We start from the raw sequence: 24,790 nt of genomic DNA, 5'->3' as shown, positions 1-24,790 counted from the left end.
AAAACAGTTTTAAATTTTACTTCACGAAAAAGAACAAAATTCATGAATTGTACAGATATTGCTAGACGTGTCTATAACCATACGTGGAAACTTGATCCAATCATCCGTTCTCTTCTTGATACAGATTTTTATAAACTTCTTATGGTGCAGATGATCTGGGGATTGTATCCAGATGTTAATGCTACTTTTTCTCTCATAAACCGCACAAAAACAATTCGTCTTGCCAATGATATTGATGAAAGTGAATTGCGCGCTCAACTTGATCATGCCCTTAGCTTGCGCTTTACTAAGAAAGAAATGATCTGGCTTGCCGGTAATACATTTTATGGACGTAAACGAATTTTTGAACCAGATTTTCTACAGTGGCTTGAAAAATTTCAGCTTCCAGAATATGAACTAACCCGCAAAGATGGTCAATATATTCTTCGTTTTGATGGACCATGGGCTTACAGTTCTATGTGGGAAATTCCTGCTCTCGCTATCATTAGCGAATTACGTTCACGTGCTGCTATGAAAGATCTTGGTCTTTTTGCACTTGATGTACTTTATGCTCGTGCCAAAACAAAAATGTGGAGCAAAATTGAACGACTTAAAAAACTGCCTGACATTAAAATATCTGACTTTGGTACAAGACGTCGACACTCCTTTTTATGGCAACGCTGGTGTGTTGAAGCTTTAAAAGAAGGAATTGGTAATTCTTTTACAGGCACTTCTAATGTCCTTCTCGCCATGGATACAGATGTAGAAGCTCTTGGTACAAATGCCCATGAATTACCAATGGTTATTTCTGCTCTTACCAACAATGACGATGATTTACGTAAAGCATCTTATAAAGTCTTACAAGATTGGAATCGTTATTATGGTGGTAATCTTTTAATTGTATTGCCTGATGCTTTTGGCACAGAAGCTTTTTTACGAAATGCTCCGGAATGGGTAGCAGACTGGACAGGCTTCAGGCCCGACAGCGCTCCCCCGATCGAAGGAGGTGAGCGAATCATCAAATGGTGGCAAGAAAAAGGAAAAAACCCACGTGAAAAATTATTAATTTTTTCCGATGCTCTAGATATAGATACCATTGAGAAAACTTATCACCACTTTCATGGCAAAGTCCGTATGTATTTTGGATGGGGAACTAATCTCACTAATGATTTTGAAAATTGTGCACCTAAAAATGTTCCAAATCTTGAAGCCATCTCTCTTGTCTGTAAAGTCACCCATGCAAATGGCCGACCAGCTGTAAAACTTTCAGATAATCCTGAAAAAGCTATTGGTGATCCACAAGAAATACAGCGTTACTTAAATTTTTTTGGGAATGAACAACGCACTGCTAAACCTGTAAAAATTTAACCATTAATTAATTTGTATAAAAATAACTTCTGAACAATAAATTTAACCGACAAAATATTCCTTTTTAAATATAAAATAAGATTATAATCCAATCTTGCCTCGTTGCAATCGCGCTTCCTAATACCAAGATACAACAATTCTCTTTAATGCATGCAGCAGTCTTATAATATTTTGAAAAATCTTATAAAGTGAAATACCGTTTCGGTATTTATAAATGCTAAACTTTTATAAAATAAATCAAAGTAAAAATACTTCTTTTAGTAAAATTTTCCATTTCGACCATATTTAAGAAGATGGACGCGTTATAATATAAAGAGCTATCATCAATAAAATAACTGCAACCAATAAAATAAGCCATAAAGCTGGATGGATTATCACCAAAAACGATAAAAAACCCCCTAGCATACTTATCACTGCAAAAATCTTGATAGATGGCGGAATAGCTTTCTTTTCCTCCCATTGTTTAATAGGAGAACCAAAAATTCTGTGATTACACAACCAATGATGAAAACGTGGCGATGAACGAGCAAAACACCATGAAGCGACTAATAAAAAGGGTACTGTAGGCATAATAGGTAAAACGATACCGATAAAACCTAATACAATCATTGCCCATCCTAATATAGAATAGCAAATACGGAGAGGGCTAGATATCTTAAAATCTTTCTTCATTATTTATAGCTGTTTTTTCTTACTCAGATACTATTATGCAAAATATTGTTATTACGAAATTTAATAGATCATCATCTCTCTAAATAATACATTAACCTAATGCACTCTCAGGAATAATTGTTTTCCAAAACAAAGAACAATCTATACAATATGATAATAATTTTAAAGTTTTCAAACAATAAAAATTAACTCTTTTAGAGAATTCCCAAAAAAAGGCTGCATGATAAATCAATGCAGCCTTGTAATTACGAATGCAGCGTTGGGAGGAGTAATACTGCATTCATCCACTAGACATTAGGAGGAAAATGACCTAGCTCTCCTTTATTTAGTGAAAACATATGCTAGAAACAACATACAAAAATGCATAGCTGCTATGCGTAATTTCCATTACATTTAAATTTTTTGAACTGTACTCTGACGAAAGGAAGTGGATATAAAAATAACAATAAAAATAATTGTTAAAATCAATACAATTGTAGCAGCAGAATCAGAACCAATAAATAAGCTGAGATAAATTCCTAGAAAACTGGAACACACTGCAATAAATACAGCAATTAAAAGCATAGAAAAAAAATGCTTAGTAAGGAGATAAGCAATAGCACCTGGTGCAATTAATAAAGAAATAACTAAAATAATTCCAACCGCCTGCAACGCAGAAACAATTGTCAGAGAAATCATTGCTAAAAAAGTATAATGAAGCACCGATATTGATAACCCTATTGCACGTCCTTGAACTGAATCAAAAACGTACAACATAAAATCACGCCATTTTATACCTAAAACCATCGTAACAATAACAGAAATTATTGTTGTTTGCGTAATATCAAGCCAATTAACACCTAAAAGATTACCAAATAAAATATGATTTAAATCTAAATCGCTATATATTGCTGTTGTTAAAACAAGCCCTAAACCAAACATGGATGAAAACACAACGCCCATAACAGTGTCCTGTTTAATCCGACTGTTATTCCCTAAGAAACCTGTTACAATGGCACAAATCATACCTGCTAAAAAAGCACCACAAGCAATCAAAGTCATTGTGACATTAGCAGGACGTACATCATGAAACCAAAGAAACGGCATAGAAGACAAAAATGTCATAGCCCATGGCGTTGCCATATATCCAACAACTACTCCAGGAAAGACTGCGTGAGAAATTGCATCTCCTAAAAGAGCCCATCCCTTTAAAATAAGGAAACAAGAAAGTAGAGCCATTGGAATAGCCAAAATAATGGTAATCATCATCCCTTTAATCATAAAAGAGAACTGAAAAGGAAGTAGCAATTGATCAATCATATGTCACCACACCTTTTTGCTGCTCTCACACGTAAGCGTGCAGCAATGTAACCGTGTTTAGGAGCAAAAATAAAGGCGACTATAAATAAAAACGTTTGAAAAAGTACAACAACACCACCAGTTTGCGCATTCAAAAAATAACTCATATAAACACCCAAGATACTTGTAAAGGTTCCAATCATAACTGCAATGATCAAAAGATTTACAAAACGATCACTTAAAAAATAAGCCGTTGCCCCCGGTGTAATTACAAGACAAATCACTAAAAAAGCTCCTACTGTTTGCATAGCCGCAACAGTACAAGCAGCAAGAAGTGTAAAAAAGAGAATTTTTAATAGCGTAACATTTAGTCCAATAGCGCGCGCATGACTCTCATCAAATAAAAAAACCAACAAGTCTTTCCATTTCATACACAATATAAAAAGAGAAAAGAACCCAATACAAGCTAACTGCATAATATCTGATGAACTAACTGCTAAAACATTTCCAAGAACAATTGTATCAATATTAACAGACATTGGTCTTAATGATTTCAGGAACAATCCAAATGCAAAAAAGGAAGAAAAAATTAAACCAATAATTGTATCTTCTTTTAGCTTTGTTCGATAATTTAAAAATAACATTGCCGCAGCAGCAAGCCCACCAGAAAAAAAAGCTCCAAATGAAAAAGGGAGTCCCAAAAGATAAGCACCAGCAACTCCAGGAACAATCGAATGGGAAAGCGCATCACCAATCAATGACCAACCTTTTAACATTAAAAAAGCAGAAAGAAAGGCACAAACACAGCCAACTAACCCTGAAACCCACATTGCATTAATCATATATTGATAGGCAAAAGGTTCAAGCAACCAAGGAATCATAAAATATGCTCCAGCTTTTGATTGCAATCATGAAATAAAGACTTATCATCTGTGGCAATATCATTTTTTTGTGCATTTTGGGAACCAGCATAATGATGACGCAGAGAACCACCAAAAAAATTTTCAAGATTTTTTTGTGTAAAAACCACTTCTGTTATTCCAGAAGCGACAACCGTTCCCTTGATTAAAATCGTTCGATCACAAAATTCAGTAACGGAATCTAAATTGTGAGTCGAGACTAATATAACAGCACCTTCTTTACGCAAATCTTGTAACAAAGTGATAATTTTATCCTCTGTTTTGATATCAACTCCTGTAAAGGGTTCATCGAGTAAAATCGCTTTTGCTTGTTGCGCAAGAGCACGTGCCAAAAAAACGCGTTTCTTTTGTCCACCAGACAGCTCACCAATCTGACGTTTAGCAAATGGCAACATATCGACACGTTCTAACGCAATACGAACAGCTTCATGATCTTGTTTTCGAGCATAGCGAAAAAAATTCATATGACCATATCGTCCCATCAGAACAACATCTTCAACGAGAACAGGAAAGTCCCAATCAATATCCTCACTTTGGGGAACATATGCAATAAGATTTTGTTTCAAAGCCTTTTTAACTGACAAACCTAAAATGCAAATCTTCCCCTTTGAAGGTTTTACAAATCCCATAATAGCTTTAAATAATGTAGACTTCCCTGATCCATTAACCCCAATCAATGCAGAAATAGAACCCATAGGACTTTCAAAACTCACTTCTCGCAAAGCTGTATGCCCGTTACGATAAGTCACAGATACATCTTGGACAGATATTCCAGACTCAGTCATCGGCTTCTTACCTCATCTGACAAAGCCTTAGTAATACGTGCACTCGTAACACGTAATAAATCAATATAAGTAGGAACCTCACCATCCTTACTACTCAGTGAATCAACATAAAGAACACCCCCATACTTAGCCCCTGTTTCCCTTGCCACCTGTTTGGCAGGCGCAGCAGAAACAGTGCTTTCAGAAAAAACAACCGGAATATTATATTTCCGAACTGTGTCAATGACACGCTTAATTTGCTGCGGTGTCCCTTGCTGATCAGCATTAATAGGCCATAAATAGAGTTCTTTCAAACCAAAATCACGAGCCAAATAACTAAACGCACCTTCACTTGTTACAAGCCAACGCTTATCTTCTGGTATTGTTTGCAACTCAGCTTTAATTGGGTCAATGCTCAAGCGAATTTTTTGTTTATAAACTTCAGCATTCTTATTATAAATAGCAGCATGCTTAGGATCATATTTTATAAAAGCATCACGAATATTATCAACATAAATCAAGGCAGAGATTGGTGACATCCACGCATGAGGATTGGGTTTACCGCTAAAAGGCCCATCTCCAATTTTGATAGTCGCAATACCTTCTGAAACAACTACACTTGGAACATCCTTGATATTTTGAAAAAATCTCTCAAACCAAAGTTCTAATTCTAAACCATTCCATAAGATAAGGTTAGCTCCTTGAGCTCGCATAAGATCGCGTGGCGTAGGTTGATATTCATGAATTTCAGCACCTGGTTTGGTAATTGACTCAACATCAGCAACATCACCTGCAACATTACGAGCCATATCGGCAATAATAGTAAAAGTTGTAACAGCTTTAAATTTACCAGCGCTCAAAACTGTACTGGGGGTTAAAAGAATTACACCCCAAAAACATGCGATAAAAAAAGCTTTCAGTTGCATTGATTTTCTTTCTATTGCTAATGATTTGCATTATCATATACAAATAACAGTTAATTTCTAACTTTGCAATAATTTTAAAAATAATGTCTTTTCTAGCTATTTTAAAAAAGAGAATAAAGAGAATAGTGAATTGTTTCATATCCAAGAAAACAAAACTATGTCTGCACAATATAATAATTAATGACGCAAATATGCGCCTGTTGTTTTCGCGACATTCTCAATTATTTTTAAAGTCAATCTTTCAAGATCTTCATCAGTTAAAGTCCGTTCCATAGGCTGAATAGTCACTTCAATTGCAACAGATTTTTTATCATGACCAAGACTTGGATCTTCAAAAAGATCAAAAACCTGTACTGAATGAATAAGTTTTTTATCCGCTCCACTCACAGCACGAATAATAAGAGAGGCTGCAACTTCTTTATCAACAACAAATGCGAAATCACGTCGTACCCTTTGAAAAGGTGATAAACTTAAAGAAGGACGAATTTTAGTAACCTTTTTTTTGGGCTCTGGAATTCGATCAAGGAAAATTTCAAAACCGCATATAGGACCACTTACACCTAACTTTTCCAGAGTAATAGGATGAAAAATACCAAAAAAACCAAGAATAACCTTTGGTCCAAGTTTGATAACACCCGAACAACCAGGGTGATACCAATGAGGTGCTCCAATTTCAATTTGCACTTTATTGCTATCCATACCACATGCTTCTAAAACAGCAAATGCATCCGCTTTAGCATCAAAAACATCCACTGCCTTTGCATTTCCAGTCCAAAAGCGTCCACCTCCTTCAAACTTTTCCGTACCACAACGAATACCACTAGCAACATTCCGTTGCTTATCGGGTGTATCACCTTCATAAATGTTGGAAACTTCAAACAAAGCAAAATCTGAAAAACCACGATCAATATTTCGTTGTGCAGCAACAAGTAAGCCAGGTAAAAGAGAAGGACGCATTACAGACATATCAAAAGCAATAGGATTCACTAATTTAAGCTGTGCCTGACCGCCCCCAAAAGCTAATGCCTGATTTTCAGAAATAAATGACCATGTTATGGCTTCCATCATACCTCGATACGCTAAAATCCGACGAGCAGTATGTGAACAAATCTGCAAAAATGTAAACGTTTTCTGCTTAACTTCAGCTAAACTTTCCAACGGTATAGGCTGTATCTTATCTAATCCATAAATTCGCATGATTTCTTCTACTAAATCAGCCTTACCAACAATATCAAGACGCCAGGTTGGTACTGTAACCGTAACCACATCCCCTTTTCCTTCAAGGCCAAATCCAAGTTGTGTCAAAAGAGTAAAAGCTTGCTCTGGTTCTATCTCTAAATTGGTTAAACGCTTAATTTCAGAAAATGGAAAAACTATCTTTTTAATTTCTGGCTTTTTATACCCAATGACTTGTGTTGTTGATGCTTCACCACCACAAAAACGCAAAACTAATTCCGCAGCAATCTCAAGACCCGATTCCATAAAAGCCGGGTCAACACCCCGTTCAAATCGGTAACGCGCATCACTAATAAGTCCTAATGAACGACCTGTGCGTGCAATATTCTTTGAATCCCAAAGCGCTGATTCAATAATGACACGACGTGTTTTGTCATCACAACCAGTTCTTTCACCACCCATAATACCGGCAATGGCAATAACACCCTCTTCATCCGCAATAACACAATTTTCAAGACCTAAATTGTAAACTTTACCATTTAATGCTTGAAATTGTTCACCCTCACGACCAAGACGGACGCTCAATTTCCCCTTAAGCTTATCCGCATCAAAAACATGAAGGGGACGACCGAAATCAAAACTGATATAATTTGTTATATCAATCAAGGCATTTATTGATCGCAAACCAATAGCATTCAAACGCTGTTGCATCCATTGCGGCGACCTGCCATTTTGTACATTGCGAATCTCACACCAAGAAAAACCTGAGCATAATGATAAGTCCTGCGGATAATTCAAAGATACTTGAACTGATGTTTCAAAAAACGAAGACAGTTGTGGTAAAGATAATTTTTTTAATCTTCCAATTCCAGTTGCAGCCAAATCACGCGCAATTCCTCTAACACCTGTACAATCAGAGCGATTAGGTGTTAAACCAATATCAATCACTGGGTCATCTAATCCTGCATAAGTTACAAATGACATCCCAATAGGTGCATCTTTCGAAAGTTCAATAATCCCACAATCCTCATCGAATAAACCAAGCTCTGCTTGTGAGCACATCATACCAAAACTTTCAACACCACGAATTTTCCCTACAGATAATGTCACATCAAGTCCAGGAACATAAGTGCCTGGCAACGCAAGAACACCAACAAGTCCAGGACGTGCATTTGACGCACCACATACAACTTGGATAGGCGAATCAGACCCTATATCTACTGATAAAACCTGTAATTTATCCGCATCAGGATGTTTAATAGCAGTTAAAACTTTTGCAATTACAAAACCGGCTAAAGAAGAACGATCTTCAATATGATCAACCTCAAGGCCAATTGCTACCAGTTTATCGCAAATTTCATCCAAAGACGCACTTGTCTCTAAGTGATCTTTTAACCAAGATAATGTAAACTTCATTTTCAAACCTCACACGACAACGGCTATAAGATCACACACTATTTAAACCAGAAAATAAAAGAGAGATGTCAAAACAGCGAAAACCATAATGATTTAACCAACGAACATCAGCATCAAAAAAAGCTCGTAAATCAGGCATACCATATTTTAACATAGCAATACGATCAATACCCATTCCCCATGCAAAGCCTTGATATTCATCCGGATCAAAACCAGCATTCCCCAAAACATGAGGATGCACCATTCCACATCCTAAAATTTCTAACCAATCACGACCTTCGCCAAATTTTACTTCCAAACCAGAACGATCACATTGAATGTCCACTTCCATAGAAGGCTCAGTAAAAGGAAAGAAAGAAGGGCGAAAACGCATCTTTACCGCAGGTACTTCAAAAAAGGATTTACAAAAAGTTTCATGAAGCCACATCATATGTGCAATGTTAGAAACTTTATCAATCACTAATCCTTCTACCTGGTGAAACATTGGTGAATGAGTTGCATCAGAATCCATACGATATGTTTTTCCAGGAATAATAATACGTATCGGTGTCTGTTTTTTTTCCATCACACGAATTTGCACCGGTGATGTATGTGTACGCAACAATTTTCGATTTCCCATTTCATCAACATCAAAAAAGAAGGTATCATGCATCTCACGTGCGGGATGACCTTCAGGAAAATTTAACACAGTAAAATTATAATAATCCGTTTCAATATCTGGCCCTTCTGCAATAGAGAAACCCAGATCCGTATAAATGGTTACAATTTCATCAATCACCTGTGAAATAGGATGAATACGGCCCCGCTCTATAGGTGATGAACGAACAGGTAAAGTGACATCAACGGTTTCATTAGAAAGACGTATAGCCATTGCTTGATTTTTGAGAGCATCACGCTTTTGCATCCATAATTCTAACACGCGTTTTTTTAATCCATTAAGTGCCGGGCCTAGTTTATGCCGCTCATCAGCACTCATATTGCCTAATGTCTTTAATTTTTCAGAAATGCTCCCCTTCTTCCCTAAAGCTCTAATACGCACTGCTTCAAGTGTTTGTTCATCATTCGCTGCTTCTAAAGCACAACAAATTTTTTGTTCCAAATGCTCAATATCGTTATCGTTCATAATTTCTGCCTATTTTTTCAATAAAAAAACCGCACCAGTAATAACCAGCGCGGAATCTCGAATAAATGAATGCCTAAAGAGAACGCAGCTGGCTACTTGACAGCGCTTTCAAAAGCATTGGGCGTTGTGTCTTTTAAATACTCTAAAGCTTTCTTTGCAGAATCTACCAAAGCAATAAATACTGTTGGATCATAAATAGCTATATCAGAGAGAATCTTACGATCTATCTCAATACCAGCCTTTGTTAAACCATCAATAAAACGCCCATAAGTCAAGCCCTCTACACGAACAGCAGCATTGATTCTTTGAATCCACAAAGCACGAAAAGTACGTTTTCTGTTTTTACGATCACGATAAGCATATTGCTTTGAACGGTCAACTGCTGCTTTAGCTGCACGAATTGTGTTTTTACGACGACCATAAAAACCTTTAGCCTGTTTGAGAACCTTCTTGTGCTTAGCGTGAGCTACAACACCTCTTTTCACACGTGCCATAAATAATCTCCTACAAAATCAAAGCAAGGCTTAAAGGCCATTTGGTAAATAACACTGAATAACTTTTTTAGCATCTGGTTCAGCCAATACCATCATTCCACGTGCATCACGAATAAACTTATTAGAACGTTTAATCATACCATGCCGTTTACCTGCAGCAGCTGCTTTAACTTTGCCTGTCGCAGTAACTTTAAATCGCTTTTTAGCAGATGATTTTGTTTTCATTTTGGGCATTTCGTTACTCCATACGTTATACGTTTAAATTCGATCAAGCTGATCAAAGCTCGAGTAAACATTTGAACAGCCACGGCATGCCCTGCCGGGAAGTTCTGATTGCATTTTCATAAGCCAGTATACATAAAATAGCAAGTCCGTGTTAAAAAAAAACTGGAGCTCCATTGCCTTTAACTTCAACTAAAGGTGCTGGAACCGCATTCGTTTTAATCGCCGCTTTGCAGAGATCTGCAATGATGCACTGTACACATTCTACTTTACGCGCCTTGCAAATATAACGTCCATGTAAAATGAGCCAATGATGCGCATACTGTAGATAACAATCTGGAATAATTTTTACTAATTTTTCTTCGACCTCTTCCGGTGTTTTTCCTGATGCTAAACCAAGACGATTTCCAAGACGCAAAATATGCGTATCCACTGCCATAGTAGGCTGTCCAAAAGCAATGTTCAAAACAACATTCGCAGTTTTACGTCCTACACCAGGGAGTGTCATAAGTGCTTCACGATTATCAGGAACTTGTCCACCATATTGATCAATCAAACGACAACAAAGTGCATAAACATTATGCGCTTTTGCACGCCAAAGACCAATCGAACGAATATGCTGTGCAATTCCTTCTTTTCCTAATGTAATCATTTTTTCTGGTCGATCAGCAAAGCAAAACAATTTTTTTGTAACTTTGTTAACACTCGCATCCGTAGTTTGAGCAGACAGAACAACCGCAACCAAAAGAGTGAAAACATTGGTATAATTAAGATCACTCCTAGGTGTAGGACGCTGAACAGAAAAACGACGAAATATTTCTGCAATTTCATCCTCTCCATAAATTGTCTTAGTATTTTTGTATACCTCTAATGATTTGATCACTTTTTCAGTCATTACACTCTATTAGATCTTCTTTTCCAACGTTTTTGTTTCATTTTGCTCAATGGCTGCCTTATAAAATTACCACAACGATATATATCTATCGTATTTACTTTTTTAAATTGTAGATAATCAAAAAACATGACAATATATCTGTAAAGTTAATTGTTTTCGTTAAAATAATTATAAAATTATATACATGTCTTTTATCTGTTATTAAATTTAAGATCAGTGATCTTAATAAAAGCACTCAACTGATTATTTAGTGAAGCACAAAAAAACTAAAAATATCAGTATTTATTTTATAATTTGGTCAATCCAATTTCAATGTATCTTTTCTTACTAGGAATAATACATATTACAAATGCTGAGTTGAAAAATTGTCTTTTATCTATTAATCTTTATAATCATAATTAAAATCAAAACCAGTAGCAATCAAAGTAATAGAAGGTAATGCATAAAGGATCAATACAATGAAAGAGTGTAAACAAATTTTACCGTTACAAAATACGATCTTTCCTGATGCGCGACAAATTGCTTACTTAAAAGAAGTTTGTACAGATGATCTAGCCAAAAATTTTCCAGATCTTCCACCAATGATTCCAGGCATTACGATATGGGCTCTCTTCGGAGAAACGGGTCACCCAATTATTTTATCCGATGAGCGTTCCATAGCTCTTGCAGGTGCTAATGAGCATGAACTACAAATTGTAACGCTTCAATAGACTCGTTTTAAAATTCTGGATTATTCCTCAATAACAAACCAGAATTCGATAAAAATTGCTCTATAATAGAAGTAAACACAGCAAAAGAAATATTATTCTAAAACTTAAAAATAGGGATTAGAGACGATTTATATCCATATTCTCAGCAATCACTACAATAGGTATGATAAAAAAATCTCATAGTGCTTTTAGCGCCGTCCACATGCTTTTAATTGCTGATTATAAAGTCTAGAAAGTGATTCCACATATTTTGCTTTTTTTGCAATATTAGCAGATGAAGGACCCCTGTAACGTGCATAAGCACCATGTCCCATATGATAATTTAAATAGAGATTATAGGCATCATTTGGGCTAATGTTATTACGTCGAACACTTTGACGATGATACCAAGCAATAAAATCTGCTGTATCCGCGAAATTAGTACGCCACGCAAAAACTTTTCCTGTAGAACGAACATAATGATCCCATGTTTCATCAAGCGCTTGAGCATAACCGTAAGCGGTTGAAGGGCGCTTCCATGGAATAAAACCGAGAAGTTTTTTACGTGGAGGACGTGCATTATGCCGAAAATTTGATTCTATACGAATAGTTGCAAGAATAATAGGCATAGGAATTCCATGAAGTAACTCCGCATTTTTAGCGGCTTTTCTCCAATTATTAAAAAAACTATCTTTTTGAGCTAAAATAGCGCAAGCGTTGTTAATCTGTACAGGAGGTTTTATAGAACAACTTCCCAACAGAAACAAACACCCGCCTAATAAAAAAAAGCGCCCTATCAACTGTTTTCCTTAATCCTAAAAACTAAATGAAACATTATTAAAAACTTTAATTAAATTTACAAATAAAAAAAATCAATATGATATTTTGATACCTTTCTTTTATTCCTTATCATCTAAGTGTAGGGTTTGTGACTGAGAATGTACTGCTGTTGATTTTGATATAGAATCATTTTCTTTTAATTCAAAAGCTTCAATGCGATTAGCTCGCTTCATAATTTTAGAGGATGATGTTAAAATTGCTTCAATATCTTCACTCGTTTTATAAAAATGTTTCTGTAAAGAGCGAACACGTATATTCATTCGTTCAAAATCTTCCATTAATCTTACTACTTCTGACTGGATTAAATGCGCTTGTTCACGCATCCTTGCATCTTTCATAATAGTTTGTACAACTTGAACAGATAACATTAATAAAGAAGGCGATACAATAATCACATGTGCTCGATTAGCCTTTTGCACTAATGACTCAAAATCCTCATAGATTGTGGCAAAAATCGATTCTGATGGCACAAAAAGAAAGGCTGTATCATGTGTTTCCCCAGGAATTAAATATTTTTTCGTAATATCGCGAATATGAACATCCATATCATTACGAAATTGGCGTTCAGCTTCCTGACGTTCTTGAGATGATGATGCCTCACGCATTGCATTCCAAGCCTCCAAAGGAAATTTAGCATCAATAACAAGAGCTGGTGCCTTATTAGGCATATAAATAAGACAATCTGGTCGTTTTCCATTTGAAAGAGTAGTTTGAAAAACGTAAGCACTAGATGGTAAAGCATCAGAAATAATTGCCTCCATCCGTCCCTGTCCAAAAGCACCTCGTGTTTGCTTATTATTTAAAATAGCTTGTAATTGAACAACCTGTCCAGTAAGCGATTGAATATTATTCTGTGCTGCATCTATCACTGCCAAACGTTCTTGTAAACGAGTCAAGTTCTCATAAGTAGACTTAGTTTGCACCTGAAGAGTCTGCCCTAAATTAGTTCTCATTCCATTAAGTTGTTCACAAATCGATTGATTCAATTCAAACTGCCTTTGACTAAAAATCTCTGCCATTGTTTGCATACGCCCTTGCATTTCAACTTGTGTTCGCAACAGTGCAGCCATCTGTGTTTGCGCCTCACGAGCACGTTCAGCCACGTCACGTTCCCAAATGGTTCTTTTCCGGTTATTATGTATGATAATTAAAAGCACTCCACAAACTAGAACAAAGAAAACGACCAGTTGACTATAGTGCTTACCAAAGGGCATTATTAAAAAAAGCGAATCAAACATAAGAATAATATAGTGGTTTTATCGCAAAAAAATACATGCGCTTATTCAATTTCAATACTTACTTTTAATAAATTAAACATCGATTTGTAAAACTATTTATTATGTCAATAAAGTCTTTAGTTATTTTACCTGATCCTATTTTACGTGAAGTTTCAAAGCCAGTTGAGCGTATTGATCCAATTATTCAAAAATTAGCTGATGATATGCTAGAAACTATGTATAACGCCCAAGGTATCGGACTTGCAGCTGTTCAAGTTGGTGTACCATTACGGATGTTAGTTGTAGATATCCACTCAAAAGATGCTCCTAAAAATCCGCTTGTTATTATTAATCCAGAAATTTTATGGGTATCAGATGAACGGAGCGTTTATAAAGAAGGTTGCCTTTCTATTCCTGACTATTTTGCAGAAGTTGAACGTCCCAAATGCCTCCGCATGTGCTATAGAGATCGTGAAGGAAAACAAGTAGAAATTGAAGCAAATGATCTTTTAGCTACTTGCTTACAACACGAAATTGATCATTTAAATGGGTGTCTTTTTATTGACCACATTTCAAAAACCAAACGTGATATGGTAATACGAAAATTCAAAAAACGTGCAAAAATGCAAAATACATCGAAAGCAGCTTTATAATGGCATTACGATTAAGCTTTATGGGAACACCGAATTTCTCTGTACCCATTCTCCATGCTTTATTAGAAGCTGGTCATGATATTGTAGCAGTTTATAGTCAACCTCCTCGTCCAGCAGGACGGCGTGGTCTCAAATTATTTCCCTCTCCTGTTCAAATTGCAGCACAGGAGAAATCGATTCCTGTTTTTACGCCTCAAACTCTCAAAACAACTGAAGAACAAATCAAATTTGCAGAACTTTCTGTTGATGTTGCTGTTGTTGTCGCTTATGGATTATTATTGCCCAAACCCATTCTTGAAGCACCACGCTTTGGTTGTTTTAATGCTCACGCTTCCCTATTACCCCGCTGGCGTGGCGCTGCACCTATTCAACGTGCAATTATGGCTAACGACCAGGAAACAGGAATGATGATTATGAAAATGGATGAAGGATTAGATACAGGACCTATTGCTTTATCGCATTCAATTGCTATCACTGATAACATGACAGCTTATGAACTTTCAGAGAAACTATCACATATAGGAGCAAAACTTATCATAGACACTTTATCAGCTCTCGAAAAAAATCAACTGAAACTTACTCCACAATCATCAAAAGGAGTAACCTATGCTGTTAAAATCAAAAAAGAAGAAACTCAAATTGATTGGACGCAGTCTGCCAAATTCATTCATAAACACATCTGCGCTCTTTCTCCCACTCCTGGTTGTTGGTGCAACATGAATATCAATGGAAAACAAGAACGAGTGAAAATTCTCGGAAGTCGCTTAATAGAGAAAAGATCTATCGAAATTGGAAAAATAGAACCAGAGCAATTGATTATTCACTGTGGACAAGGATGTATAGAAATAACTCATCTACAAAGATCCGGTGGAAAACTTCTTGATCGCGCAACATTTTTGCGAGGAGCTAATATTTCTGCAGTTTTCTAATATGGTACGCTTTAAACTCACTCTTGAATATGATGGCTCCAATTATGCTGGCTGGCAACGCCAGAAGAATCTTCGTACTATACAAGGTTCCATTGAAAACGCTATTTTTCACTTTAGCGGACAAAAACTAACTATCACTACAGCTGGAAGAACCGATGCTGGAGTCCACGCTATGGGACAAGTTGCTCACATTGATTTTGAGAAAAATTGGAATACGAATACTGTACGTGATGCTCTCAATGCTCATTTGCAGAAACAAGGCGAAGATATTGCTGTTCTCAATGTTCAGAATGTTCCTGATAACTTTGACGCGCGATTTTGTGCGACTAAACGCCACTATCTTTTTAAAATTCTCAATCGCCGCTCACCACCAGCTCTCAATACTAAACGTGTTTGGTGGTTACCAAAACCACTAGATGCCGATGCTATGCATAAAGCAGCTCAAAAACTTGTAGGGCAGCATGATTTTACCACTTTCCGATCAGCTTATTGCCAAGCAAAAAGTCCTGTCCGTACTCTTGAACGCTTAGACATTCAAAGAGAAGGAGATGAAATTTTCCTTTATGCACAGGCTCGTTCTTTTCTTCATCATCAAATTCGTTCATTTGCAGGAAGCTTGATGGAAGTTGGTATTGGACGTTGGACAGCTGAAGATCTCGAAGCAGCTCTTCACGCGAGAAATCGGGCCCGCTGTGGTGTCGTAGCTCCTCCCTCAGGACTTTATCTGATGAAAGTTGACTATTAACTGCTTTATTAAAATTGTTTTCACGAGCTATTAATAATAGCCAAGAACTTTATAAAAAAATTTAGAGATTGTCATCAATGAAGATCAAGTATCGAATTGAGAAACCACTATATTACAATAGAAAGAAAATTCACACTTTTAAAAACTAACATTTTTCTCCAGTCACATTTTTATTGATCTTTTTAAAAGGTTTTTGAAAGTCTGTAATTGGTCTTTGCGTTTTGTATTATTCTTTGCTAAATCGCCTTGTATGACAATAGATCGCAATTATATTCGTAATTTCTCCATTGTAGCTCATATCGACCACGGAAAGTCGACTTTGGCTGATCGTTTAATTCAAATGACAGGCGGTCTTGAAACAAGGGAAATGAAAGAGCAAGTGCTCGATTCTATGGATATTGAGCGCGAACGCGGAATCACTATTAAAGCTCAAACAGTACGTCTAAACTATAAAGCAAAAAATGGTGAAACTTATATCTTAAATCTTATTGATACACCTGGCCATGTTGATTTTGCTTACGAAGTATCGCGCTCATTGGCAGCTTGTGAAGGATCACTCTTAGTAGTGGATGCAAGTCAAGGAGTAGAAGCACAAACATTAGCGAATGTTTACCAAGCTATTGATAATTCTCATGAATTAGTTGTAGTGCTTAATAAAATAGACCTTCCAGCTGCAGAACCAGAGCGTGTGAAAGAGCAAATTGAAGATGTAATCGGTATTGATACGTCTAGGGCAATAGAAATATCAGCGAAAACGGGTTTAGGTATTTCTGATGTTTTGGAAGAAATTATTACACAATTGCCACCTCCACATACTGGCAATACTACAGATCCTTTAAAGGTGATGCTGGTTGACAGTTGGTACGATGCTTATCTCGGTGTTATCGTTCTGGTCCGAGTGATTGATGGTGTTTTAAAAAAAGGTCAGACCATTCGTATGATGGGGACAGGAGCAAAATATCCTGTTGAACGAGTTGGAGTGTTCACTCCCAAAATGATCTCAGTTGATGAATTAGGCCCAGGGGAGATTGGCTTTATAACAGCCTCTATAAAAGAGGTTGCTGACACACGAGTAGGGGATACTATTACTGAAGATCGCCGCCCTTGTGAAGACGTATTGCCTGGTTTTAAGCCTGCTCAACCCGTTGTTTTTTGTGGTATTTTTCCAGTTGATGCAGCCGATTTTGAAAATTTACGTACAGCTATGGGTAAATTACGTTTAAATGACGCAAGCTTTTCTTTTGAGATGGAAACATCAGCTGCTTTAGGTTTCGGCTTTCGTTGTGGCTTCTTAGGTCTTTTACATCTTGAAATTATTCAAGAACGGCTAGAACGCGAATTTAATTTAGATTTAATTGCAACTGCACCTTCTGTTATTTATCGCATGAATATGAATGACGGTTCTGTTAAGGAATTACATAATCCAGCGGATATGCCTGATATTGTTAAAGTTATTTCTATTGAAGAACCATGGATTCGGGCAACGATTATGACGCCTGATAATTATCTCGGAGCTATTTTAGAACTTTGTCAAGAACGGCGTGGGTTACAAACGGGTTTATCCTATGTTGGTACACGGTCTATGGTGACCTATGATTTACCTTTGAATGAAGTAATTTTTGATTTTTATGATCGTTTAAAGTCCATCTCAAAAGGATATGCTTCTTTTGATTATCAAGTAACTGATTATTCTGAAGGCGATTTGGTTAAAATGTCCATTTTGGTCAATGGAGAATCTATTGACGCATTATCAATGCTTGTGCACCGTAGCATAGCCGAAAAACGTGGCCGTTCTATGTGTGAAAAACTTAAAGATCTTATTCCTCAACACATGTTTCAGATCCCAATTCAAGCAGCAATTGGTGGTAAAATTATTGCTCGTGAGACAATTCGCGCTTTACGAAAAGACGTCACAGCGAAGTGTTATGGTGGTGATATTACCCGTAAACGTAAACTGCTTGAAAAGCAAAAAGCAGGTAAAAAACGGATGCGCCAATTTGGGAAAGTAGAAATTCCCCAATCGGCTTTTATTGAAGCACTTAAGATGAGTAAATAACTCTGTTTTTTTCTTTTTTCAATTTTATTATCAATGAATAATTTTTAGGAAATGCTTTTAATCACGCAATAAATCATTAATTGATGTTTTTTCTCGTGTTTTTTTATCAACGCGCTTAACAATAACAGCACAATAAAGATTTGGACCCATTTCACCATTTGGCAGTGGTTTCCCACAGCACGAACCTGGAACAACAACTGAGTAAGCAGGAACTTCACCGAGAAAAACTTCACCTGTTGTACGATCAATAATTTTAGTGGACTTTCCAATAAAAACTCCCATGCCTAAAACAGCACCTTCACGAATAATACAGCCCTCAACAATTTCAGAGCGTGCACCAATAAAACAATGATCTTCAATAATTGTTGGACCTTCCTGTAGCGGTTCTAAAACACCTCCAATACCTACACCACCAGACAAATGAACATACTGACCAATTTGTGCGCATGAACCAACAGATGCCCATGTATCAACCATCGTCCCTTCTCCAACATAGGCACCAACATTAACAAAAGAAGGCATTAATATCACATGAGGAGCAATATAAGCGGAATGACGTACAATTGCTCCTGGAACTGAACGAAAATTGGCTTTTTTAAAATCAACTTCTCGCCAACCAGAGAATTTTGAAGGTATTTTATCCCACCAATATGATTCATTTGCACCACCAGCAATGATACACATAGAATGAAGTCGAAAGGACAAAAGAACAGCCTTTTTTAACCATTGATGAACGCGCCATTGACCATTATCTTGACGTTGAGCTACACGAATCTCACCTTTATCGAGAAGATTCAATATGTGCTCAACACTCTCACGAATTTCGCCTTTTGTAGCAGAATTGATAGAATCTCTATTATTAAAAGCTCTTTCAATAATTTCTTCAAGTTGTATGAGACTAGTCATTACCAAAAACCCATTAAACAGTCAAAAATACCAAGATTTATTCTTGACGATTTATGTTACATGAAGAAATACATGCAGTCAATAAAAAGAGTACAAGATAGCTCTCTAAGAGAAAAACACTAAATTTTTTATACTCACATTATTTTTCTAGGTCTCAATATTTTGAATTCTGTATTACTTCAATCTGTAACGATGAAAATAAATCACCTTAGTTTCTTGATGTACATATTTTTCAAACTGCAACCAATAATACCAAACATCGAATTTATTACATAAGCCAATGCTTATAATTTAAATGATCTTTTTGCTAAATTTAAATGATCTTTTTGCTAATTGTGTTCCAAATTGATATCAATTATACTTTTGCTCTTTAATATCTGAAAAATGTTTAAAGCAATTTTATCTTTATTGTGATCAATATTTCATAATACAGAACAGATAATGTAGACAATAATAATTAATTTAAATCGCATTTGCTCAATCCTTATTGTTTCTATATCCTATAATTTTTTATGCATCTCTGCTTTTTTCCTAGATCTTAAAGAAAGCATCTCAACAGCATTTGTTGCAAATTAAACACATTTTGCAAAGAAAAACATTATCTTGCACTCTTGATATTGTCGTTTTGATAAAAAAGCATAACTTAAAATTGTCTATATTAAATAATAGAATGAAAAATATCCTATTTCTTAGGTATTTTGAGAGGGAAGAAAATTTAATATCAAAATTTTTTAACAGAATGAAGACCATTCATTAAGAGTTAAGCTGTGAATCTAAGACAGTAGAAATTTCTAAACTTAGAGGCAATATGATGTCAGTTTGTAATCAATATTCTTTCTGAAGAGGAGATTAAATGCCAAACATTATATCTAAGCATATTTATTATATCGCTTTTGCGCTACTTTTATCAATGTTTGCAGTGTTAACCCCTGCGTATGCTAATTCTGCTGCTGCCGGTATGGGAAATCTTGATACGGTTTTGCGGAATATTGTTACAATGATGACAGGGACAACAGCGAAGCTCATTGCAACGATCTGTGTTGCCGCTGTGGGTATTGGTTGGATGTATGGTGTTATTGATTTACGCAAAGCAGCATATTGTGTTCTTGGTATTGGTATTGTTTTTGGTGCTTCGGCTCTTGTTACGTTATTAATGGGGAGTTCATCATAAATGAATGAAGATACTCTTTTTCTTGCTTGCACACGACCAGCGATGTTTGCAGGTGTTACCGTAGAAGCAATGGCCTTAAATGTCATGGCAACATCTACTCTTTTTATCATAACAAGCAGCTTTTCAATGATCGGTCTTGGAGTTGGTTTGCATTTTATTTTACGCGAAATCACAAAACGCGATCATAACCAATTTCGTGTTTTATTCGCGTGGCTCAATACTCGAGGGAAACAAAAAAACCTGACAAGATGGGGTGGAGGATCTACGTCTCCTCTCCGTCTTGTCCGTACATACAAGGAGCTAAAATAAGTGAGACAACTGTCAGTGATGAAACGGGAATCTCTACCTGAGGAATTTATTCCTTATGTTCGTCATGTCAATCAGCATGTGATTGCATTAGACTCCCGTTGCTTGATGACAGTGATTTCTATCGAAGGAATCAATTTTGATACTGCAGATATCAGCCAATTAAATTCTTTACATACCCAATTAAATACGCTTTTGAAAAATATAGCAGATGAACGTGTCGCTTTATATTCTCACATCATTCGCCGACGCGAAAAAATTTACCCAGAGAGTCAATTTTCTTCATCTTTTGCAACAGCTTTAGATCGGCAATACAAACAAAAAATGATTTTGCAAGATCTTTATCGAAATGATCTATTCCTTTCGGTTATCTGGAATCCTGCAGCAGATAAAACTGAACAGTTAGCTTCTTTTTTTCACCGCTTAACGCAAGCAAAGAAGATGCAATCGGAACCAGATTCTGAAGCTATTCGGAAAATTGAAGAGTTAAGTCAAGATCTTATACAAGGTCTGGAGTGTTATGGAGCACGGCTTTTATCTACTTACGAATACAATGACATTGTATTTTCTGAGCAAAGTGAATTTCTTCATCAATTGGTGGGAGGAAGACGTGAGCGCATACCCCTTACATTTGGTACTATTGCCTCAACGATTTATTCAGATCGTGTTATTTTCGGCAAAGAAATTATTGAAATTCGTCATGAAAGCAATGAACGCTTTGTTGGTATGTTTGGATGGAAAGAATATCCTTCTAAAACACGTCCTGGTATGACAGATGGCTTATTGACGGCGCCCTTTGAATTCATCTTAACGCAATCCTTTGTTTTTAAAAGTAAAGCAGTTGCAAGCGCTATTATGAGCCGTAAACAAAATCAAATGATTAATGTAGCTGATCGTGCCAGCTCACAAATTGATGGCCTTGATGAGGCCCTTGATGATTTAGAATCGAATCGTTTTGTTTTGGGAGAACATCATCTCTCTTTAGCTGTTTTTTCTGATCGTCTACAAGAATTGACAGAATATCTGTCGAAAGCCCGTTCATATCTTACTAATGGTGGGGCCGTTATAGCCAGAGAAGATTTAGGGTTAGAAGCAGCATGGTGGGCACAACTTCCTGGGAACTTTAACTATCGAGCACGTTCTGGAGCTATTAGCAGCAGGAATTTTGCAGCATTATCCCCCTTCCATTCCTTTCCTATTGGCAAACTCAAAGGTAATGTTTGGGGTTCTGCCGTCGCCTTATTACAAACACAGGCTGGCTCTCCTTATTATTTTAATTTTCATTTTGGTGATGTTGGTAATACCTTTGTATGTGGTCCATCAGGGTCTGGAAAAACAGTCATTGTTAATTTTCTTCTTGCACAATTGCAAAAACACAACCCAACAATAGTCTTTTTTGATAAAGATCAAGGAGCAGAGATCTTTGTTCGTGCTGGAGGAGGCAAATATAAGCCTCTGAAAAATGGTCAACCTACTGGTATTGCTCCATTAAAAGGGATGGAATACACTGAAAAAAACAAACTCTTTCTTCAGCACTGGGTCTTAAAATTAGTTACCGCGGATGGCCAAACAGTAACAGAACAAGAGCGGCAGGATATTGCTAGAGCGATTAATTCCTTAGAAAGTCTTCCTCTATCACAACGCTCCTTCAGTGCGCTTCAACTGTTTTTTGATAATACTTCCACAGAAGGTATTGCCATACGTTTACAACGTTGGATCAAAGGTAATGCTTTAGGGTGGGTCTTTGATAATGATCACGATGATCTCAATTTAGATGCTCAATTTATAGGTTATGACATGACGGATTTCTTAGATAATGAAGAAATTCGTCGCCCTTTGATGATGTATTTGTTTAACCGCATTCTCGATCTTATTGATGGTCGACGTATCATTATTGTTATCGATGAATTCTGGAAAGCCCTTGAAGATGATTCATTTAAAGCTTTTACTCAAGATCGTCTCAAAACGATTCGTAAACAAAATGGCATGATGCTCTTTGCCACACAAAGCCCTAGAGATGCTTTGAATTCAACAATCGCTCACACAATCATTGAGCAATGTCCTACCCAACTGTTTTTTCCAAATCAAAAAGCCAATTACAATGATTATGTTGAAAACTTTAAACTCACTGAACGTGAATTTGAGCTAATCCAATCAGAATTAAGCAGGGAATCTCGTCGTTTTCTCATTAAACAAGGCCAAAGTTCTATTGTTGCAGAACTTAATTTACGTGGAATGGATAACGAAATTGCTGTCTTAAGCGGAACAAGTAGAAATGTTGAACTCGTCAACCAAATTATAAGTGAATATGGGGAAAATCCGGATATATGGCTACCTATATTTTACAAAAGGAAACAATCCCAATGAAAAAATATCTGATTATGTTTTTATCATTATGCTTTATCTCTCATGCAATATCGCAATCGGGAAACACAGAAGTTGATTCATATTATCAAAGTGTCACACAACAAGGAACATCCCTATCAGAAGGTAGTCGGCCCACATCAGAAATAGCTGAATCTATTTATACTTCAGCAGTTGAAAATCAGAAAAAGATTCAAGAAATCAATAACAAATTTTCATCACAGACTCTTAAACCAGAAGAAAAAGAAGCTCTTCAAAGGGAGTTGGCTATTCTTCAAGCTAATCTTCAAGTAGATACTCTAAAACTTCAGGCTTCTTCTATTATGAAATCGGAAAATGCTCAATCAAAAGAACAAGAACGTGAAAAAGAAGAACAGAAAAATCAGGAAGCTCTTCAAAAAACACTGCAAGACAAATTGGATCAAGCTAAAGCTAAGGTCAAGTATTAAATTGACTCCAGTTAGTCAAAAAGAAGAAAAGGAAGCTCTTCAAATGTAGTTGGCTAATTTTCAAATGAATACTCTCATTCAAGCTCTTTCTATTATTAAATGGAAATCATCAATCACAGAAAGAGCATGGAGAAAATGCAACAAAAGATCATAAATTCATATTTATCAAACATTAAAAATAAAATTGGAATGAGATAAAACTGATGAAATTGATGAATGCGACAACTCAGGAGTCAGATTTTAAATTTACTCCATTCGAAACTGTTTCTTCGTATATTTTGACACCACTCAATGATGTCGTAGATACAACAGTCAGTAGCTTATCTTCTGCTATTGCAGCACCATTAAATCTTGCAGCCATTATTTTTATCTTTTTATATGGTTACAATGTTATGACTGGCCACGTCGCCCTTTCGATGCATAGTCTTCTTAATAATGTTATTAAAATCGTTGTTGTGACAACAATGGCAACTAATGCAGACGTATTTAATATTTATATCAAAGATATATTTTTCGGTAATTTAGCCAATGCTATTGGGAATGCGTTTAATAGCAGTCCGGTTGACTCTGATGTTTTTGATTATCTCTTATTAGTTACAAATATGCGTTATCAAGAGTTTCTAAATAATGCTTCATTTTTCAATAAAATTACGGTTGCACTGATTGGTGGTTTAATGTTTTTGGCAGTTATCTTTTTTTGTACAGTCGGTTTTATTATTCAAATGTTTGCAAAAATTACATTAATCATGGTGATAGGTCTTGGACCTCTTTTTATTAGTTTATATTTGTTCAATGTAACCCGCAGATATTCTGATGCATGGATTACAACATTAGTTAATTTTACAATTTTGCAAGTTCTCGTAATGATGCTTGGAACAATGATGTGCAAAATTATGCTTTATGTTTTCGATAGTTCATATACTTCAATCTATTTCTTGCTCCCCCCTGTTCTTGTCGTCTCAATAGTGGGCGTAGATCTCTTCCAATCACTTCCCACCATTGCTTCTGCACTTTCTAGTGGAGGACCATATCATCATGCTGGAGTATCAACAGGATCACAAATGATCTCAATGGCTTCTAATACTTTGGGTTTTGTTGGAAGAAGCTTTGGTGCCGGTAGAAGTGCAGCAAGTGCAGCAGCAGCAACGAGAGGTTCTACGGCTGCACAACACGCTGCACAAGCTGCGCAAATGATGCAAGGAGGTGGACGTGGCTCATTTTAATCTCAAACG

Annotated in this window: 24 protein-coding genes; 11 read left to right on the top strand and 13 right to left on the bottom strand. The window is 36.3% G+C overall.

What is annotated here, in order from left to right:
- Window positions 1-42: 42 nt before the first annotated feature.
- Window positions 43-1,347, top strand: coding sequence for a nicotinate phosphoribosyltransferase (pncB, locus tag BA1379B_RS06540; protein WP_078692531.1), 1,305 nt, complete (start codon window positions 43-45; stop codon window positions 1,345-1,347).
- Window positions 1,348-1,632: 285 nt separating this feature from the next.
- On the opposite strand, the gene BA1379B_RS06535 is transcribed toward pncB, so the two are convergent.
- The 10 genes from BA1379B_RS06535 to nth form a co-directional block, all read right to left on the bottom strand.
- On the bottom strand, window positions 1,633-2,019 hold the full coding sequence (locus BA1379B_RS06535; protein ID WP_078692530.1) for a YbaN family protein: 387 nt from the start codon (window positions 2,017-2,019) through the stop codon (window positions 1,633-1,635).
- A gap of 393 nt (window positions 2,020-2,412) precedes the next feature.
- A complete protein-coding gene (locus tag BA1379B_RS06530; RefSeq protein ID WP_078692529.1) occupies window positions 2,413-3,318 on the bottom strand; it encodes a metal ABC transporter permease in 906 nt (301 codons plus the stop codon).
- Window positions 3,315-4,178, bottom strand: a complete 864-nt coding sequence (locus tag BA1379B_RS06525; protein ID WP_035005488.1) for a metal ABC transporter permease — start codon at window positions 4,176-4,178, stop codon at window positions 3,315-3,317. The genes BA1379B_RS06530 and BA1379B_RS06525 overlap by 4 nt, the downstream gene beginning before the upstream one ends.
- Window positions 4,175-5,002, bottom strand: a complete 828-nt coding sequence (locus tag BA1379B_RS06520) for a manganese/iron ABC transporter ATP-binding protein (RefSeq protein ID WP_078692528.1) — start codon at window positions 5,000-5,002, stop codon at window positions 4,175-4,177. Before BA1379B_RS06520 ends, BA1379B_RS06525 begins: the two co-directional genes overlap by 4 nt.
- Complete coding sequence (locus BA1379B_RS06515; RefSeq protein WP_078673481.1) at window positions 4,999-5,907, bottom strand: metal ABC transporter substrate-binding protein; 909 nt, start codon at window positions 5,905-5,907, stop codon at window positions 4,999-5,001. Before BA1379B_RS06515 ends, BA1379B_RS06520 begins: the two co-directional genes overlap by 4 nt.
- A gap of 177 nt (window positions 5,908-6,084) precedes the next feature.
- Window positions 6,085-8,499, bottom strand: a complete 2,415-nt coding sequence (pheT, locus tag BA1379B_RS06510) for a phenylalanine--tRNA ligase subunit beta (protein ID WP_078692527.1) — start codon at window positions 8,497-8,499, stop codon at window positions 6,085-6,087.
- Window positions 8,500-8,530: 31 nt separating this feature from the next.
- Window positions 8,531-9,622: a phenylalanine--tRNA ligase subunit alpha gene (pheS, locus tag BA1379B_RS06505; RefSeq protein WP_078692526.1), complete on the bottom strand. Its 1,092-nt coding sequence runs from the start codon at window positions 9,620-9,622 to the stop codon at window positions 8,531-8,533.
- A gap of 92 nt (window positions 9,623-9,714) precedes the next feature.
- Window positions 9,715-10,116, bottom strand: coding sequence for a 50S ribosomal protein L20 (gene rplT / locus BA1379B_RS06500; protein WP_035005479.1), 402 nt, complete (start codon window positions 10,114-10,116; stop codon window positions 9,715-9,717).
- 30 nt (window positions 10,117-10,146) lie between these two features.
- Window positions 10,147-10,350, bottom strand: a complete 204-nt coding sequence (gene rpmI, locus BA1379B_RS06495; protein ID WP_035005477.1) for a 50S ribosomal protein L35 — start codon at window positions 10,348-10,350, stop codon at window positions 10,147-10,149.
- Between the two features lie 142 nt (window positions 10,351-10,492).
- Window positions 10,493-11,233, bottom strand: a complete 741-nt coding sequence (gene nth / locus BA1379B_RS06490) for an endonuclease III (RefSeq protein ID WP_078673478.1) — start codon at window positions 11,231-11,233, stop codon at window positions 10,493-10,495.
- 458 nt (window positions 11,234-11,691) lie between these two features.
- Here nth and BA1379B_RS06485 point away from each other — a divergent pair, with 458 nt between their 5' ends.
- Window positions 11,692-11,943 (top strand): DUF1150 family protein, encoded by a 252-nt coding sequence (locus BA1379B_RS06485; protein WP_078692525.1) that lies wholly within the window; start codon window positions 11,692-11,694, stop codon window positions 11,941-11,943.
- 188 nt (window positions 11,944-12,131) lie between these two features.
- Here the strand turns inward: BA1379B_RS06485 and BA1379B_RS06480 are convergent, their stop codons facing one another.
- Both BA1379B_RS06480 and BA1379B_RS06475 read right to left on the bottom strand, forming a co-directional pair.
- Window positions 12,132-12,719, bottom strand: a complete 588-nt coding sequence (locus BA1379B_RS06480) for a transglycosylase SLT domain-containing protein (RefSeq protein WP_035006628.1) — start codon at window positions 12,717-12,719, stop codon at window positions 12,132-12,134.
- Window positions 12,720-12,821: 102 nt separating this feature from the next.
- Window positions 12,822-14,000, bottom strand: coding sequence for a DNA recombination protein RmuC (locus BA1379B_RS06475; RefSeq protein ID WP_035005474.1), 1,179 nt, complete (start codon window positions 13,998-14,000; stop codon window positions 12,822-12,824).
- Between the two features lie 101 nt (window positions 14,001-14,101).
- On the opposite strand from BA1379B_RS06475, the gene def reads away from it, so the two are divergent.
- The 4 genes from def to lepA all read left to right on the top strand — a co-directional run bounded on the left by def (window position 14,102) and on the right by lepA (window position 18,362).
- Complete coding sequence (gene def, locus BA1379B_RS06470) at window positions 14,102-14,632, top strand: peptide deformylase (protein ID WP_078673476.1); 531 nt, start codon at window positions 14,102-14,104, stop codon at window positions 14,630-14,632.
- Window positions 14,632-15,561 carry a methionyl-tRNA formyltransferase gene (gene fmt / locus BA1379B_RS06465; protein ID WP_035005472.1) on the top strand — a complete coding sequence of 310 codons (930 nt, stop codon included), beginning with the start codon at window positions 14,632-14,634 and terminating at the stop codon, window positions 15,559-15,561. The genes def and fmt overlap by 1 nt, the downstream gene beginning before the upstream one ends.
- 1 nt (window position 15,562) lies before the next feature.
- A complete protein-coding gene (gene truA / locus BA1379B_RS06460) occupies window positions 15,563-16,306 on the top strand; it encodes a tRNA pseudouridine(38-40) synthase TruA (RefSeq protein ID WP_035005470.1) in 744 nt (247 codons plus the stop codon).
- Window positions 16,307-16,556: 250 nt separating this feature from the next.
- Window positions 16,557-18,362 carry a translation elongation factor 4 gene (gene lepA / locus BA1379B_RS06455; RefSeq protein ID WP_078692524.1) on the top strand — a complete coding sequence of 602 codons (1,806 nt, stop codon included), beginning with the start codon at window positions 16,557-16,559 and terminating at the stop codon, window positions 18,360-18,362.
- A gap of 57 nt (window positions 18,363-18,419) precedes the next feature.
- Here lepA and dapD read toward each other — a convergent pair whose 3' ends face one another.
- Complete coding sequence (dapD, locus tag BA1379B_RS06450) at window positions 18,420-19,268, bottom strand: 2,3,4,5-tetrahydropyridine-2,6-dicarboxylate N-succinyltransferase (RefSeq protein WP_035005468.1); 849 nt, start codon at window positions 19,266-19,268, stop codon at window positions 18,420-18,422.
- Window positions 19,269-20,121: 853 nt separating this feature from the next.
- Between dapD and BA1379B_RS06445 the strand changes: the two genes are divergently transcribed.
- From BA1379B_RS06445 to BA1379B_RS06425, 5 genes are all read left to right on the top strand, one after another.
- Window positions 20,122-20,439 (top strand): TrbC/VirB2 family protein, encoded by a 318-nt coding sequence (locus BA1379B_RS06445; RefSeq protein ID WP_078688185.1) that lies wholly within the window; start codon window positions 20,122-20,124, stop codon window positions 20,437-20,439.
- A complete protein-coding gene (locus BA1379B_RS06440; protein ID WP_035006340.1) occupies window positions 20,440-20,748 on the top strand; it encodes a type IV secretion system protein VirB3 in 309 nt (102 codons plus the stop codon).
- A 9-nt stretch (window positions 20,749-20,757) separates the two neighbouring features.
- Window positions 20,758-23,112 carry a VirB4 family type IV secretion/conjugal transfer ATPase gene (locus tag BA1379B_RS06435; protein ID WP_172802090.1) on the top strand — a complete coding sequence of 785 codons (2,355 nt, stop codon included), beginning with the start codon at window positions 20,758-20,760 and terminating at the stop codon, window positions 23,110-23,112.
- Window positions 23,109-23,558: a type IV secretion system protein VirB5 gene (locus BA1379B_RS06430; RefSeq protein ID WP_172802076.1), complete on the top strand. Its 450-nt coding sequence runs from the start codon at window positions 23,109-23,111 to the stop codon at window positions 23,556-23,558. The genes BA1379B_RS06435 and BA1379B_RS06430 overlap by 4 nt, the downstream gene beginning before the upstream one ends.
- Before the next feature lie 203 nt (window positions 23,559-23,761).
- Window positions 23,762-24,781, top strand: a complete 1,020-nt coding sequence (locus BA1379B_RS06425) for a type IV secretion system protein (protein ID WP_269466626.1) — start codon at window positions 23,762-23,764, stop codon at window positions 24,779-24,781.
- The last annotated feature ends 9 nt before the right edge of the window (window positions 24,782-24,790 follow it).

Origin of the sequence: Bartonella sp. A1379B (genome assembly GCF_002022485.1) — a bacterium.
Taxonomy (GTDB): domain Bacteria; phylum Pseudomonadota; class Alphaproteobacteria; order Rhizobiales; family Rhizobiaceae; genus Bartonella; species Bartonella rochalimae.
The sequence above is the reverse complement of the archived record's forward strand: the minus strand, read 5'-3'. Positions and strand labels throughout refer to the sequence as shown.